Annotated in this window: 16 protein-coding genes; 9 read left to right on the top strand and 7 right to left on the bottom strand. The window is 42.2% G+C overall.

Annotation, left to right across the window (positions count from 1 at the left end; all coding sequences use genetic code 11):
• Positions 1-281 precede the first annotated feature (281 nt).
• Both E2R65_RS10415 and E2R65_RS10410 read right to left on the bottom strand, forming a co-directional pair.
• On the bottom strand, positions 282-506 hold the full coding sequence (locus E2R65_RS10415; RefSeq protein ID WP_134336426.1) for a helix-turn-helix domain-containing protein: 225 nt from the start codon (positions 504-506) through the stop codon (positions 282-284).
• A 170-nt stretch (positions 507-676) separates the two neighbouring features.
• Positions 677-901 carry a helix-turn-helix domain-containing protein gene (locus E2R65_RS10410; protein ID WP_134336425.1) on the bottom strand — a complete coding sequence of 75 codons (225 nt, stop codon included), beginning with the start codon at positions 899-901 and terminating at the stop codon, positions 677-679.
• 331 nt (positions 902-1,232) lie between these two features.
• Here E2R65_RS10410 and E2R65_RS10405 point away from each other — a divergent pair, with 331 nt between their 5' ends.
• The 4 genes from E2R65_RS10405 (at position 1,233) to E2R65_RS10390 (ending at position 6,788) form a co-directional block, all read left to right on the top strand.
• Positions 1,233-1,514 (top strand): hypothetical protein, encoded by a 282-nt coding sequence (locus E2R65_RS10405; RefSeq protein ID WP_134336424.1) that lies wholly within the window; start codon positions 1,233-1,235, stop codon positions 1,512-1,514.
• A gap of 104 nt (positions 1,515-1,618) precedes the next feature.
• Positions 1,619-2,203, top strand: coding sequence for a TlpA family protein disulfide reductase (locus E2R65_RS10400; protein ID WP_134336423.1), 585 nt, complete (start codon positions 1,619-1,621; stop codon positions 2,201-2,203).
• A complete protein-coding gene (locus tag E2R65_RS10395) occupies positions 2,200-5,397 on the top strand; it encodes a SusC/RagA family TonB-linked outer membrane protein (protein ID WP_134336422.1) in 3,198 nt (1,065 codons plus the stop codon). Before E2R65_RS10400 ends, E2R65_RS10395 begins: the two co-directional genes overlap by 4 nt.
• A gap of 11 nt (positions 5,398-5,408) precedes the next feature.
• Complete coding sequence (locus E2R65_RS10390) at positions 5,409-6,788, top strand: RagB/SusD family nutrient uptake outer membrane protein (RefSeq protein ID WP_134336421.1); 1,380 nt, start codon at positions 5,409-5,411, stop codon at positions 6,786-6,788.
• 42 nt (positions 6,789-6,830) lie between these two features.
• On the opposite strand, the gene E2R65_RS10385 is transcribed toward E2R65_RS10390, so the two are convergent.
• From E2R65_RS10385 to E2R65_RS10370, 4 genes are all read right to left on the bottom strand, one after another.
• Positions 6,831-7,154, bottom strand: coding sequence for a DUF6520 family protein (locus E2R65_RS10385; RefSeq protein ID WP_134336420.1), 324 nt, complete (start codon positions 7,152-7,154; stop codon positions 6,831-6,833).
• Positions 7,155-7,302: 148 nt separating this feature from the next.
• Positions 7,303-7,749 (bottom strand): MauE/DoxX family redox-associated membrane protein, encoded by a 447-nt coding sequence (locus E2R65_RS10380; protein ID WP_134336419.1) that lies wholly within the window; start codon positions 7,747-7,749, stop codon positions 7,303-7,305.
• 36 nt (positions 7,750-7,785) lie between these two features.
• Complete coding sequence (locus E2R65_RS19995) at positions 7,786-7,992, bottom strand: HTH domain-containing protein (RefSeq protein ID WP_134336418.1); 207 nt, start codon at positions 7,990-7,992, stop codon at positions 7,786-7,788.
• Between the two features lie 75 nt (positions 7,993-8,067).
• Positions 8,068-8,418 carry a helix-turn-helix domain-containing protein gene (locus tag E2R65_RS10370; protein WP_134336417.1) on the bottom strand — a complete coding sequence of 117 codons (351 nt, stop codon included), beginning with the start codon at positions 8,416-8,418 and terminating at the stop codon, positions 8,068-8,070.
• A 130-nt stretch (positions 8,419-8,548) separates the two neighbouring features.
• On the opposite strand from E2R65_RS10370, the gene E2R65_RS19610 reads away from it, so the two are divergent.
• Positions 8,549-8,716 carry a hypothetical protein gene (locus E2R65_RS19610; protein WP_158285249.1) on the top strand — a complete coding sequence of 56 codons (168 nt, stop codon included), beginning with the start codon at positions 8,549-8,551 and terminating at the stop codon, positions 8,714-8,716.
• Between the two features lie 29 nt (positions 8,717-8,745).
• Here the strand turns inward: E2R65_RS19610 and E2R65_RS10365 are convergent, their stop codons facing one another.
• Positions 8,746-9,396 (bottom strand): rhomboid family intramembrane serine protease, encoded by a 651-nt coding sequence (locus E2R65_RS10365; protein ID WP_134336416.1) that lies wholly within the window; start codon positions 9,394-9,396, stop codon positions 8,746-8,748.
• Positions 9,397-9,449: 53 nt separating this feature from the next.
• Here E2R65_RS10365 and E2R65_RS10360 point away from each other — a divergent pair, with 53 nt between their 5' ends.
• The 4 genes from E2R65_RS10360 (at position 9,450) to E2R65_RS10345 (ending at position 13,698) form a co-directional block, all read left to right on the top strand.
• Positions 9,450-10,088, top strand: coding sequence for a hypothetical protein (locus E2R65_RS10360; protein WP_134336415.1), 639 nt, complete (start codon positions 9,450-9,452; stop codon positions 10,086-10,088).
• Between the two features lie 26 nt (positions 10,089-10,114).
• Positions 10,115-11,479 (top strand): cysteine peptidase family C39 domain-containing protein, encoded by a 1,365-nt coding sequence (locus E2R65_RS10355; RefSeq protein ID WP_134336414.1) that lies wholly within the window; start codon positions 10,115-10,117, stop codon positions 11,477-11,479.
• A 90-nt stretch (positions 11,480-11,569) separates the two neighbouring features.
• On the top strand, positions 11,570-12,406 hold the full coding sequence (locus tag E2R65_RS10350) for an RteC domain-containing protein (RefSeq protein ID WP_134336413.1): 837 nt from the start codon (positions 11,570-11,572) through the stop codon (positions 12,404-12,406).
• Between the two features lie 164 nt (positions 12,407-12,570).
• Positions 12,571-13,698, top strand: a complete 1,128-nt coding sequence (locus E2R65_RS10345) for a Fic family protein (protein WP_134336412.1) — start codon at positions 12,571-12,573, stop codon at positions 13,696-13,698.
• Positions 13,699-14,167: the final 469 nt, after the last annotated feature.

Here is a 14,167-nt window from a genome sequence, read left to right as displayed (position 1 = left end):
CTGCAATTTTACAAGCAACGGCCCCAATAGTTCTGCACTAAATTATATTGAAAATAGTTCAAACGGCGGCTAAGAACCATTGTTCAACCCATTACGACACTTCCTATTTGAGCTGTATAAGTGTGTTCAACGCCTACGTTTTACAGCCTTATTTGATGAGCTTGAAATTTTAGTTCATCAGATAAGATTTCACTTAACCGTTGTAATAAGCCAACTTATTAACAAGCATTATATATTATAGACCTAAAATGAATATGATTATGGGTGATTAATTAACATCTTCAAAAGTCCATCAATTCCTTTAGAGAAATTTCTAAACCTTTTGCGAATTCAACCATCGTTAGAATGGTCATATTTATCTCGCCTTTTTCATATTTCCTGATGTCTGCATGATCTATATCGCAGTTCTGAGCGAGTTTTCGATAGGATAAGTTTTTCTTTTTGCGCAGCTCAAGCAAGCGGGTACCAAATTTGATTAGAAATTTCTTTTGCTCTTCGCTTGCCATTCGCAGTTATCTCAACAGCGAAAATTGGCTTTTCAGCGTTCAAAAGTGTGGGTATATATCCCTACATTTGGTCTTCTTTAACAGTAAGATGAATAGGAAACAGATTTATTATGGGATTGCATTATTGTTCCTATGGGCGTTAATTGCTTTAGCTATTCATTTCAAAATTATTAAATCTTGAAATCCAATAGTTCCTTTGGCTCTATACCTAAGCCTTTAGCAAGTTCGAAAATTGTGGACAATTGTATATTTACCTTACCGTTTTCAATTTTTGAGATATTACTTTCATCCAAATCACAACGCTGGTCAACCTCAATTAGGCTATATCCCTTACTTTCTCTTATTTTCTTAATATGTAAGCCGAAACTGGCTTTTAGGACCGTGTAATCTTTCAACGTAGCATTTTTTCTTTAAAGGGAAAGGTTTTTTATAAATATTTCACGGTTTAATTCTACCGTAAATTAAAATAATTTGTTATATTTGACTTTATGAAAAATTAATACATGTAATTAACATAATTTTGCGACTCTTCATGAAATAAGAAGCATTCGCACTTAAATCTCGCCTTAGAAAACTGGTAATTTTAAAAGGAAGCGGGAAGATGAGTGAAATGCTCACGTCATAGGCGTGGGCTCACTTATCCGTTTCCGGGTATACCAGTACCTCTAAGGCGGTAAGTTGAGTTCCACGCCTTATTTATGGAACCGATTTGCCAAACTGAATAGAATGGAAGCGGCAACTATCAATAAAAATTTCACATCTGCTCTAACTTTAGAAGAAGCACTTGCTGCATTCTTTAAAGCGCATTCTACTGAAGATACCCAAGTACTTTTCTGGAAGTTTTTTCAATGCTGGGTAACCAGAGACTGTAATATTAAAGCGGATCTCTCCGATGAAGAAGTCGCCCTGTTCTTCGATCAGTTAATGGACCTGGTGGCCGCGGCTTACATATTACACCAGGCGAACGGGGCTTTAGAAAACAAGCAGGAAGGAGAAGGCCATGAATAGCTATCCTGTCCAATCCTGGGCCCTGCTCATCTCTCCGGGTGAATAAGGCTCTACATTCAATTCAAGCTAACTAACGCATTTCTTATTACTAAACTACAACTAAAATGAAGCTCAAAATATGCTTAATGGGATTACTTTGCCTTTTTTTTCAGGTGAACGCCCAAACAAAACCAACAACAAAACATCTTGAAGTCGGCGATAAAATGCCTGATGTTCAGATCACCAATATCATGAACGGCAAGTTTAAAACTGCAAAAATATCTGATTTCAAAGGAAAACTGATCATCCTCGACTTTTGGAATTCTTTCTGTGCCGGATGTATCGCCGGCTTTCCTAAACTGGATTCTCTTCAACGACAGTTTAAAGGTAAAATTCAGGTGCTGCTGGTAAACCCAGAAAGCGACCATGAAACAGAGCGCAGTATGAAAATAGTGATTGACCGCATGAATACCTGGTCCGACCTGCCTTTTAAATTACCGATAGTATTCCATGATAAAGCCATTTCTGAAAACTTTAGCTTTCATGGTGTGCCCTTCATGGTTTGGATCGGGCCTGACGGAACAATTGCAGCAATACCTGATAAAAGTGAGTTGACAAAAGAAAATATTGGGCAGGTTCTGACAGGTAAGAAAATAACACTTAAACGGAGCGTAGACAGGATTTTAAGTCCGGGAAAGGAGAACTTATGATACGCAAGTTTACTTTTTTATGTATTGCCCTGTCTTTTACATTTTTATTAAATGCGTTCGGCCAGGACGTGGTGAAGATTTACGGGGACGTAAAATCTAATACAAATGAGCCGATCACCGGTGTTGTCATAACACCTAAGCATGTAAGCTACCATGCCCTCACCGATACCAACGGAAGGTTTCAGGTAACGATTTTCGGGGTGGATACGGTTACGTTTACTCACGTCGGCTTTAAACCGGTAATTAAGATCATCAATGCCAAATTAGCCTCCCTGCTGCATATCACGATGGAGCCGCTGGTCAATGAATTGAAAGAAGTTGTGGTCAGTACAGGCTACCAGGATATTCCGAAAGAACGGGCCACCGGTTCGTTTTATAAATTAGATAACCATCTCCTCAATCAAAGAGTGGGTGCTGATATCCTCAGCCGCCTCGACGGGTTGACAAGCGGTTTGCAAATAGACCGACGCGATCCGAATCAGCAAACCATTCAGATACGCGGTTTAAGTACGCTCAACATTGAAGCTGCTTCGCCCCTGATCGTTCTGGATAACTTTCCGTACGCAGGCGATATCAATAACATCAATCCCAATGACATTGAAAGTATTACGGTTTTAAAGGATGCCGCAGCATCATCCATCTGGGGGGCGAGGGCCGGGAATGGCGTAATTGTGATCAATACAAAAAAGGCCAAGGCAAATCAGCCGCTTCAGGTTTCCTTTAACAGCAATCTTACATTGAATAAGAAGCCGAACCTCTTTTCAGCAAACCAGATACCAGTGAGCAGCTATATTGACCTGGAGAAAAACCTTTTTGCGCAGGGGTATTACGACAATCAATTCTCCGACTCCTCATTCCCCGCGGTTTCCCCGGTGGCCACACTGCTTAATCAGGCGAGAAACGGGGAAATTTCTGGTGCGCAGGCGGAGCAGCAGATCAACCGGCTTCGGTCACAGGATGTGAGGAATGATTTTCAAAAATATCTTTATCGTAATTCCGTCAACCAGCAATATTATCTGAACCTGAGCGGTTCCGGATCAAATATCCGTTACCTGGTTTCAGCCGGTTACGATAAAGACAATAGTAACCTTCGCGGCAACGACAATAACCGCCTTACACTTCGTTCTAATAACCAGATTGACCTCACGAAAAAATGGCTGCTTAATACGGATGTGATCATTACACGGACAAATTCAACCAGTAACAGCCCCGGCGCTTATGGTTCTTACCGGTATAATAACAGCACGATTTCACCTTATGCCAGGCTGGTCAATAGCGATGGTTCACCTGCTGCTGTAGACTTGTATTACAGCAAGGCGTTTACGGATACTGCAGGCAATGGCAGGCTGCTGGACTGGAAATACCGGCCTTTGCAGGAACTGGCCAATAATGACAACAGATCTGCAATGACCGACATTTTGCTGAATGTAGGCTCAACCTATAAGATTTTCAGCAGCCTCAAAGCGGATATTAAATATCAATACCAGCAATCCTGGTCATCAAACAATAATTTTCAAAATATTAACAGCTATTCAACCAGGGACTATATCAACACATTTACCCAACTTACCGATAACAGCACGACCTATGCGGTGCCCAAAAACGGCATACTCAATACATTTGATCTGATCAGCAAGCAGCAGGCATTACGGGGGCAGTTAAGCTACGATTATATTTGGGGAGGCGACCATCAACTGTCCGCCATCGCAGGAGCTGAAGTAAGGGAGAGTAAAAGCAACTCGTCAACACAGATCGTTTATGGTTATGATCCGAATACCCTGACCACTACGGGTGTTGATTACGCAAATCAATATCCTACCTACGATGAAATTTTTGGTGACAGTTACATCAATAACGGTACAAAATATACCGCTTACTTAAACCGGTTCGTTTCTGTATTTGCAAATGCCACTTATACATTCAAAAATAAATACTCCCTGTCAGGATCGGCGCGAAGAGATGAATCGAATCTTTTCGGAGTACAGACCAATCAAAAAGGCGTCCCGCTCTGGTCTGTAGGTGCATTATGGAAAGTTGACCGGGAAAAGTTTTACAACGTATCGTGGCTGCCGCAATTGAGCCTAAGGATCACCTACGGCGTGAGCGGGAACCTGTCGCCAAATGAATCTGCTTTAACCAGGATTCAGTACCTGACAGCCGGCAGTTCACCGATCAGGCTTCCTTTTGTTAATGTTTCCGCTCCTCCCAATCCTCACCTGAGATGGGAGCAGGTTAAAACCTTTAATACAGGCCTGGACTTCAGTTTGTTAAACAACCGTATCAATGGCTCGGTCGAGTATTACACAAAAAACTCAACTGACCTCATCAACAGTGTGCTGCTTGATGCTACTGTCGGATTTGCCAGCGCGAATCAAAACTCCGCCAGTATCTTTTCGCGAGGTGCCGATGTAGTGCTAAATTCATTGAACCTCGACGGGCCTTTTAAATGGCGCTCTTCCTTACTTTTTAGTTATATTAACTTTAAAACCACTAAAAACCTGAACCCGCCGACTACCGCAGGTTTAGTAAGTGACGGGAATACCATCTTTCCGGTATTAAATGAAAATCCCTACCTCATCGTAAGTTATAAATGGGCCGGGCTTGACCCTCAAACCGGGGACCCGCAAGGCTACGTTAATGGTTTAGTCAGTAAAGATTATGCTGCCATTTCACAGAACCCATTTGACCAGCAGGTTAAAAGCGGATCAGCACTGCCAACGGTTTTCGGAACGCTGAGAAATACATTGGAATGGAAGAAGATCTCACTGGCCTTTAATCTGTCCTATCGCTTCAATTACTATTTCAGAAAGCCGACTACCAATTATTCAAGTTTGATCGGTTATGGTTCAGGGTTTTCTGACTACGACCAGCGCTGGCAAAAACCGGGCGATGAGAGCCGCACGAATGTGCCGTCCTTTATTTACCCCGGTGATGAGTTGCGGGATCAGTTTTACCACTTTGCATCCGTAAACGTGGAGAAAGCGGATAACATCAAACTCCAGGAAATTTATCTGAGTTACGATTTAACGCCAAAAAATCGCTTATTCGGAATCAGGTCGCTTCAATTCTACTTGTTTGCCAACCAGTTGAATCTGATCGTTTGGAAAGCAAATAAGGCCGGTATTGACCCGGATATCCTTTACAATTTCAAGCCGCCTGTTTCTTATTCAGCCGGAATAAAAGCAACCCTTTAAAACGTCAAAAAATGAAAATACATTTTTTTTATAAAATTTTTAAAGCACAGCGGTATCGAATGATACTGTTGTGCCTGATATCACTGGTCTATTTCAGTTCCTGTAAAAAATACCTCGACGCAAAACCTGACCAGTCAATTGCCACCCCATCGACTATAGAAGATCTGGAAGGAATTTTAAACGCTTACAGCACGATCAACGGCCGCTACCCATCCGCATCGGAAGTGGCAGCTGACGATTTTTATTTAACGACGGCAGACTTTAACAGCCTTATCGATCCGCAGCGCTTTTACTACAGCTGGCAGAAATCACCGAATTTCGTGGGCGATTATAAATCCCCTTATCTGGCTATCGAATATTGCAATATCATCCTGGATGAGTTGCCAAAAGTTTCCGGCGGAGATTTGCCCAAAAGAAATACTGTTGAGGGTAACGCCTTATTCGTTCGGGCTTCCTATCACTACGCCTTATCCCAGCTTTATGCCAAAGTTTACAATAAAGCTACGGCTGAATTAGACCTTGGGATAGCCCTGAGACTGACGTCTGATGTTGCGGTTAAGCCTGTCCGCTCAACTATTTCAGCAACTTATACCTCTATCCTGAATGACCTTAAACAATCAATATCGCTATTGCCTTCAACGCCCGATGTGAAATACAGGGCAAGCAAACCTGCCGCATACGGTATGCTGGCAAGAGTGTACCTGTCCATGAGTGACTTTAAAAATGCAGGCCTATACGCAGACTCAGCACTTGCCGCGTACAATAAGCTGATGGATTATAATACGGTGAATTCTGCATCGGCCATACCGTTTCAGCAATTTAATGATGAGGTGATTTATGATGCAAAAGCCGCAGGGCCGCAGGCACTTACACAGTCAAAGGCCCGTGTAGATACTTTGTTATATAAATCCTTTGGCACCAATGACTTGCGCAAAAGTGTTCTGTTCAAAGTTAATACGAATGGCAGCATCGGATTTAAAGGTAACTATACCGGTGTAGCAGGTTCAAGCTTGTTTACGGGGATTGGTACCAACGAGTTATATCTGATCAAAGCTGAAGCTGCTGTGCGAAACGGAGACAGCCGGACGGCACTGACAGCACTAAATACTTTACTGGTAACGAGATGGAAAACCGGAACATTTGTGCCTTATGCCATCAGCGATCAGAAACAATTGCTCGGCGCTGTTTTATTAGAAAGAAGAAAAGATCTGCTTTTTCGGTCCCTTCGGTGGACTGACCTGAGAAGATTGAACCTGGAACCGGATCAGGCGAAGACATTAGTAAGAAATTTGGATGGTGCAACCTATAAGCTGGAACCTAACGGGCTTAGGTATGTTTTCCAGATAGATCAGGATGCTGTCAACATCAGCGGTTTGCAGCAAAATCCATAAAATAAAGCAGGGGGCAGTCGCCCCCTGCTTTATTTCGTCATTTTATGGCTCCATACTAATTGAACCGTCAGCAGGTGCGTGATTTTGCTGTGAAAGCCAAAGGTTTGACTTTTCAGCGTTGAATTCCGAAGTTGCCGGGTTCGAACCGATGTTCTTGGCCGTACTTAAGGTTACACCGCAAACGTTCACTACATCATTACATGGGTTACTTGCCTGCGCAACATAGTTACTGATATTCTGGATATCAGTTTGTGAGCGGGTCGCTCCCTGGTAGCGGAAAAATGTACTGGTAGCTCTCTTTGCTGTAAAAGCGCTTGTACCGAACGCCATAGCAATGGCGATAACAGGAATGATTATTTTTTTCATCTTGTGTACTGCTTTATTAGATCAAAAAGCAATCGAAAAACTTTGGGTTTATATTGTAGCAATTATTGCCTACTCTGTTTTCAGGTTTTTGGCTTCCCCTGTTGGCCTCTATAATCTCCCTTATAAAAGCGCAGTGTGCAATTCCTTTTTATGTGTTACGATACTCCTTTCTTTTAATAATTGTTATGATTGATACGCCGGTAAGGGTTAAGAAAAAAAGATTGAACCAGAAATGGAGAGTCCAACCCATCTGCTCGATCAATCCTCCGCAGGAGCATGGAACGTGGCCCCAAATTTTTAAGATGATCAGCAGTATGTATATGGTGAATGCCGTAAAAAGAATCACTGATATGTACAAACCCGTTAATTTTCTTTTTTCTGTAAGCAGCAACACCCCGGTCAGAATTTCCATCGGTGGCAAACCATATATCAATAGGTTTTGAAGCGCTTGCCCGAAAGGCTGTTTCTTCATAGCATCCCGGAATTGAGAGAAATTGATCAGCTTACTCACTGCGGCATATAACCAAAGGGTCGCGATGATGACGACAATGATCTCAATGGTTTTCCTTAAAGTGATTTCTTTATTCTGAAGCATAGAATAAAGGTATATTGGGCATAATGACAGAAAATGTCACTGTGATTCTTTTATGAAATATTTTTTTTGAAGACGGTCATAAGAGATCGGATGACCCTGTTCGCGAAGATGTGCGATCATGCGTTTTATCGTGCGTACACTGCAACCGAAACGGTCGGCCGTAACCTCAAGCGACCTGAACCTTTTTTTTTCGATTTGCTCTAAAATATATTGTAGCCGCTGCTCATAGGTGCGAAAATCCATTATCTCATTCTCTTGGGTTTAACAGAATGAAATTGACCTTTTTATGATACGGAAGCTATAAGCTGAACTTATAAATTATTCGTTTTGCAGCTTTCCAATGTCACTGTTGTAGACATTTATATGCTCAGGAAGGTTCGCCTTTTTGTTTCTGATCCCTGACATCCATAACTGCCTGATCTTTCTGATGGTGATCATGAAATGATGATAATTGATATAGGTGCCAAATCTTGGTTTCGGCAACAAAATAAAAGGCGATATTTCGAGGATTTCCGCGATCTCGTAAATTCTCCTGACAGTCAGTTCCGTTTCGTCTCGTTCCAGGTTTGAGTATGCTGCCTGTGATATATCCAGCATAAAGGCCATATATTGCTGACTATAATTCTTTATTAACCGCTGTATCCTTATTTTCTCTCCGATTGAATTCATATGCAGATTCGATGAACTTTCCTATAAGCTAAGGTAATAAAATACAAGTTAAGACTTTAGCTTAACATTCCCTTAATATACACTTTCGTGTAATTCATAATACTGTGAAGAAATAATTAATGATTTTGACATGAAAGATTTATCAGATGAAGTTGCCTCAGATCTTAAAGCCGGGGCCAGCCAATGTGCTTATAACATCGCTGTATCCGCATCCGTTGGCGGATTGTTTGGCGGAGTAGGTGCCGCTGTTGGAGCGGTAGCTGCAGCAACCGGCCCGTCCTGCCTCGGCTGGTGGTAATGAAGGTGCCGGGCCCTCCCGGCATCTTTCTATTTTATAAGCAATGCAGAGATAATCCCACCAAGCGCACCATAAAAATGTACTTCATTATTCACCAGCGGATTTTTTGACCTTAGTTGGTAGCCTATCAAAAACAGGATGTAGATCAGTGCCGTGTACATATTAACAATTCCGCCAGCGACAGGCACGTAAAAAGCAATGTGGTAGGGCTGCAGGATCATAAAAGCCATCATACATCCTAAAATACTGCCCGAAGCACCTGCACTTGAGAAAGCAAAATCATTCCGGTACTTCAAGAAGGTCAACACATTCCCAAAAAGGCAGCTGGTTAGGTAAATGACCAGGAACCAGACACTTCCAAAACTTTTCACAGTCCTGAGATATTCTTCCAGTTGTGACCCCACGGCAAACAAGGCAAAAGCATTAATCAAAAGGTGCATCAGATCATTATGAATGGCATCTGAAGTGAAAAGCCTGTAATATTCTTTCTCTTTTTTGATAGAGACAGGGTGCATAATCCCCGATAAAAACAGCCGTTGCTTTTTAAGTGCAAGCAAACTACCGATAATAATTATCCCCAATAGTGACAGGCAAACAGGTGTCTCCTGCGGATTAAATCTGTTGGAAGCTGTCATAGCAATATATTTTGCAATTACTTTAACTAATAATTTACAATCCATTCTAATAGGTAGTAGCCCCGAGCCGACAGAAATTTACCAAAAAATCTATCGACATGAAAATTTGGAAAAACTACCTGCTTAATCTTGCTGTTCTCGGCCTGTTGTCCTGCGTTCTTGTTTTCCTGACCGACAAGTATATTTTAACAAGTGATTTTTTTACCCGTAACGGTCAGTATTTGTCAGGGATACCGGAACAGGAATTAAGAGTGTATGACATGATTCAGAAATGGATCTACCTCTCAGCAGTTACTTACCTGTTATCCAGAATCTTGATTGTTACACTTATCCTTTATACGGCACTTTACCTTTCCGAGGTTTCGGTTTCGTTTAAAAATGTGTTTGGTACAGTTATTCTCGCAGAATATATTTTCCTGATACCTGCCGTTATCAAATTTTCTCATTTCTACCTGGCCGGGTCAGCCTTTACGCTGCAAGACTGGCACCTTTATTACCCGTTGTCGACAATGCAGCTAGTGGGTTCTGCACCGGCGGATTGGCACTATAGTTTACAAACCCTGAACCTGTTTGAAGTGCTGTACTGGTTTCTGCTCGCAGCCGGAATTCGCCGGATTGCCGGCCTGAACTATGATGAAAGCCTGAAAGTAGTCGTTAAATCCTACCTGCCAGCATTGCTGATCTGGGTCTCCTTGTTTACGTTTTTGACAATAATTTATTTTCCCGCTACCTCCTGAATAGATAATCATTTAAAGGCAAAAAAATGAAGAACCTGGGTTTTTATCAAAGCACTTTTGTCCGGCAGACAAATGCGAATAATTGCGGTATGGCCTGTATCTGTATGTTACTGCGATATTCCGGACGAGATAAACAGGCAGATGAACTGGCCCAACGGATGGACAGCTATGAATCCGAGCTGTCGCTGCTGGACCTGAAAAACACTGTTAAAGGTTTCGGTTGGAGTGCCCGGTGTGTCGAAATGGATTTGGATACGCTGAGAGACCTAAAACGTCCGTTCATTATGCATACCGTCAATGAAGACGGAAGATTTCACTTTCTGACATTATTTGTCGTAAAAAAAATGGCAGAAGAGTTTTTCTATGTAGTAGGCGACCCGTCCTACGGAATTAAAATAATGAATGAAACTGATTTGCGCCATGCCTGGGTTTCCTCATCAGGATTATATATTGAAAACGTGACTTTAAAAAAACGGGGCAGCGACCTGCTGCACTGGAAGAATGCGCTTGAATGGCGCTTAATTCCGAAACCGCTCTGGTATAGCGTTCCGTTCATTAACTTGATGAGTTTCCTTTTCGGAATTATTCTTTCTGCATTCTTGCAGCAACTGTTAACCGGCCAGACAAACATCAGGAGCCTGAAGCTACGAATCGCCGTTTTAATATTGCTTTTGATCATTACGATATGCAAAAGTCTTTTTACCTATCTGAAGCAACGGCTGATGATCAGCATCAATAAGATGGTGAGTGTATGGCTGGCAACCAGATTTGCGGACAACATCGCGACCGCTGTACCTGATAAATTACAGCATGAACCTGCTTTAAGAAAAAAACTTATCGATATCGCGAAATTCCAATTATCCGTAAATGCCCTGATCTCGGTCATTTTTTCAGATGGCCTGGTTTTACTTACACTGCTTGGTTCACTTTTAGCTCTTGATTTATATGCTGCCTTAATCAATCTTTGCTATATCGCTGTAACTGTATCATACGTTGTCATCAAGATGCCGGATCATTTATTTTCATCAATGTACCTGAATGACCTTTATCATCAGTCAGAAAAAATCCTTATGAAAAGGAGTGTCTTACCCGGTACACACCAAGCGCCCATCGTTGAAGACAATTTCAAAGCCTTTTATCAGCATTATATTCAAAAGGCCGGAAACATGGCCACAACATTCAGCGCCTCTCTTTTTAGGAACGAAGCTTCCGGGGCGATTACTGTTATTTTAATGCTCGGTTTTGAAATGGCGATGGGCGTTGAATCTGTTGCCTTTCTTATCGCTGTTACGGTATTAAGCTATCTGATCACCATTTTCCTTCAGCGGGTCAACAGTGCTTTTCCCGTCGTCTATGAAGGTGTTCAGGCAGCAAGAGCCTTAAATCTTTAAGCAGTAAAAGTCACTGATCACCTGGCTTAAATAGCCGGGATGGATTCTTATTGTCAAATTTTTAATTCTAATAACATCTAACTACTACCTATGAAAACTGAATTTAAGAAAATCAAAACGGAACTGGAAGAAACGCTGCTTTCTGACCCTGATGTGGCCAGTTCGGCTGAAACAATCAAGCAAGCTGCCACGCTAATCGAAGATGCACTTTCTTCGATCAGGATTGACGTGGTTAAAAACGGCTTTGAAGATGAACCCGATGAAATAGCCTTTTTCAAATCATACAAGCCGGAATTGTTGTCTTTGAAAATAGAGCTGATATACCGGTATAACCTGAAACTCAATGAACCTGTCGGTACACGCGAAACGGTTATAAAATACTATGAAGCGGAAATTAAAAGCATTCAGAGTTTCTTCCGGATGAATTCCTTTCATTATCAGTACTTTAAAAACAATCTTACCCACATGGATGCGGTCTATTTCGTAAGAAACGCCGGGCCGCTCGCATTGCCGACAGATGATATCAACGACGTAGATCCGAAGTTCAGCACCCCGATGAGCTTGTTATTTGCAAAATTTAAAGGCTATGAATCCGTTCAGCAGTTCAGCCTGCAACAAATTTCATCTACAGGCAATTCCAGTAGCGGCACAGAACCGAAAGAGGCAAAAGAAAACATGAGATGGACAGGCGATTCTATTAATATTGTTGAATTGGCCTACGGGGTTTGGCTGACAGGGCAGCTCAATAACGGTAATGCCAGCCTTAACCAGATCGTTAAATGGCTGGAGATTAACCTACACGTAAATATTGGCGTTGTGCAGCGAAGGTTCATCGAAATTGAAAGACGGAAAAGGCTTAGCCCTACCAAATACATTGATCAGATGCGGGACACTATTCGCCAGAAAATCGATAGGGGCAATTCCTGATGCTAATGGTTTTATTTTATTCGCGATTTACCGTATTCAACCCCGTAAACGGTATTTATTAGAAAACTTACCGTTTATGGGTTCTTGGTTGTCTCATTTTACCGTCCAAATTTAAGCAAACGGTAATTATTCGCTTTTTTACCGTTTAAGAGCTATCTTTGAATATGCCGCCAACTTATAAAATTAACCCGGACAGGACAAAGCCATGGAATGATATTCCTGAATTACCGATAGCTGCAGATCTTTATAAAAGTACGGCGGTACTGGAACAACTGGTTACCGCGCGGGCAGCACTGGCACGGTTGCAGGGAAGAAGCATAGCCATACCTAACCAGGGCCTGCTCATAAATACCATCAGCTTGCAGGAAGCTAAAGCCTCCAGTGCTATTGAAAATATATTTACTACGGATGATGAGCTTTATAAAGCTTTCAGTGACCAGAAATACCAGTCAGCCCAGGGTGCTTCGAAAGAAGTATTACGATACAGGGAGGCTTTATGGGCAGGCTATGATTACTTACAATCAGCGCCGGGATTTGACCTGAAGTACTTCGTCGATATGTACCAGGAAATTAACCAGGCAAGCGACGGCATCCGGCCTGCTTTTTTACAGACCGTTATACTACAGGGTGGCAGCGGCGTGAATGCGGGACAAGTTGTTTATACACCGCCAAGAGGAAACCAGATACCGGAAAAGAAATTACAGAACCTGATCGAATTCATTAATAACGACGTTGATTATCATATCGACCCGCTGATTAAAATGGCCATCGGCCATTTCCAGTTTGAAGCTATACACCCTTTCCGGGATGGGAACGGCAGGACCGGAAGGATATTTAATATCCACTATTTGACCAAATCGGGCCTTTTGGATTTTCCGATCCTGTTTTTAAGCCGTTATATCATTGATCATAAAGACGACTATTACAACCTGCTCTCCGGGGTATCCCAACGGGGCGACTGGCAAAGCTGGATCTTGTATATGCTCAAAGCTGTTGAAAGTACCTCGAATATCACCTATTCAAAAATCAATCAAATATTGGCTGTAAAAGAAGCTATACTGGACGAGGTAGTTAAGCATAAAGACATACGAAGGCCCGAGCAATTGATCCAGCTGATTTTTACCCAGCCTTTTACCAAAGTCAAGCACCTCGAAGATGCCGGGCTCTATGCTGAAAAAACAGCCCGTAATTACCTGAATAAACTAAGTGACATGGGTGTCCTGGAACGCCGGTCCATTGAAGGCGGGCATTACTACCTGAACCTCGAACTTTACCGGATCTTATCCGAATAAAACAGCAAACACTACGCCCTTCCTGATTAAATTTTACGGCTATGAAAATAGCCGTAACCGCTTATGTTGTTTTTTTTATTCAAAAACAGCATCCCGTTTGAATTCCACCTGCAAATTTATTTTTCGGTAGTACCGAAAAGCTTGTCAATTCCCCTTCCCCGATAGCTTGACCTTTGATCTCAATGAAGCTGCAATAAGCTTTGATCTTTTTTAAATAAGCTTTGTTCAGGACGTTTTTTAGCGTCTTCGCAATCAGCTTACCAATCAGGATCAGCTTATCAAAACCTCACCTCCTGCGGTAGCTATTCACCGCCGGCTCCGGGAAAGCCTCATTAAAAAACTAAAACAGGCTACATGGAACTTTTGGTTTCTGCAGCCGGAAAAAGGATTTGCCTTCGGGCCGTCCGTTGCTCTTTGACATACGGGGACAAAGCATTATTCCGCAACAACGGAAAATATTGCGAAGCTG

The organism is Mucilaginibacter phyllosphaerae, assembly GCF_004378255.1.
Classification (GTDB): domain Bacteria; phylum Bacteroidota; class Bacteroidia; order Sphingobacteriales; family Sphingobacteriaceae; genus Mucilaginibacter; species Mucilaginibacter phyllosphaerae.
The sequence above is the reverse complement of the archived record's forward strand: the minus strand, read 5'-3'. Positions and strand labels throughout refer to the sequence as shown.

Coding starts and splice junctions, on each gene's coding strand:
- E2R65_RS10390 (WP_134336421.1), top strand. CDS start 5,409: ATGAAAATACATTTTTTTTATAAAATTTTTAAAGCACAGCGGTATCGA.
- E2R65_RS19610 (WP_158285249.1), top strand. CDS start 8,549: ATGAAAGATTTATCAGATGAAGTTGCCTCAGATCTTAAAGCCGGGGCC.
- E2R65_RS10415 (WP_134336426.1), bottom strand. CDS start 506: ATGGCAAGCGAAGAGCAAAAGAAATTTCTAATCAAATTTGGTACCCGC.
- E2R65_RS10360 (WP_134336415.1), top strand. CDS start 9,450: ATGAAAATTTGGAAAAACTACCTGCTTAATCTTGCTGTTCTCGGCCTG.
- E2R65_RS19995 (WP_134336418.1), bottom strand. CDS start 7,992: ATGGATTTTCGCACCTATGAGCAGCGGCTACAATATATTTTAGAGCAA.
- E2R65_RS10395 (WP_134336422.1), top strand. CDS start 2,200: ATGATACGCAAGTTTACTTTTTTATGTATTGCCCTGTCTTTTACATTT.
- E2R65_RS10380 (WP_134336419.1), bottom strand. CDS start 7,749: ATGCTTCAGAATAAAGAAATCACTTTAAGGAAAACCATTGAGATCATT.
- E2R65_RS10365 (WP_134336416.1), bottom strand. CDS start 9,396: ATGGATTGTAAATTATTAGTTAAAGTAATTGCAAAATATATTGCTATG.
- E2R65_RS10370 (WP_134336417.1), bottom strand. CDS start 8,418: ATGAATTCAATCGGAGAGAAAATAAGGATACAGCGGTTAATAAAGAAT.
- E2R65_RS10345 (WP_134336412.1), top strand. CDS start 12,571: ATGCCGCCAACTTATAAAATTAACCCGGACAGGACAAAGCCATGGAAT.
- E2R65_RS10385 (WP_134336420.1), bottom strand. CDS start 7,154: ATGAAAAAAATAATCATTCCTGTTATCGCCATTGCTATGGCGTTCGGT.
- E2R65_RS10400 (WP_134336423.1), top strand. CDS start 1,619: ATGAAGCTCAAAATATGCTTAATGGGATTACTTTGCCTTTTTTTTCAG.
- E2R65_RS10355 (WP_134336414.1), top strand. CDS start 10,115: ATGAAGAACCTGGGTTTTTATCAAAGCACTTTTGTCCGGCAGACAAAT.
- E2R65_RS10405 (WP_134336424.1), top strand. CDS start 1,233: ATGGAAGCGGCAACTATCAATAAAAATTTCACATCTGCTCTAACTTTA.
- E2R65_RS10350 (WP_134336413.1), top strand. CDS start 11,570: ATGAAAACTGAATTTAAGAAAATCAAAACGGAACTGGAAGAAACGCTG.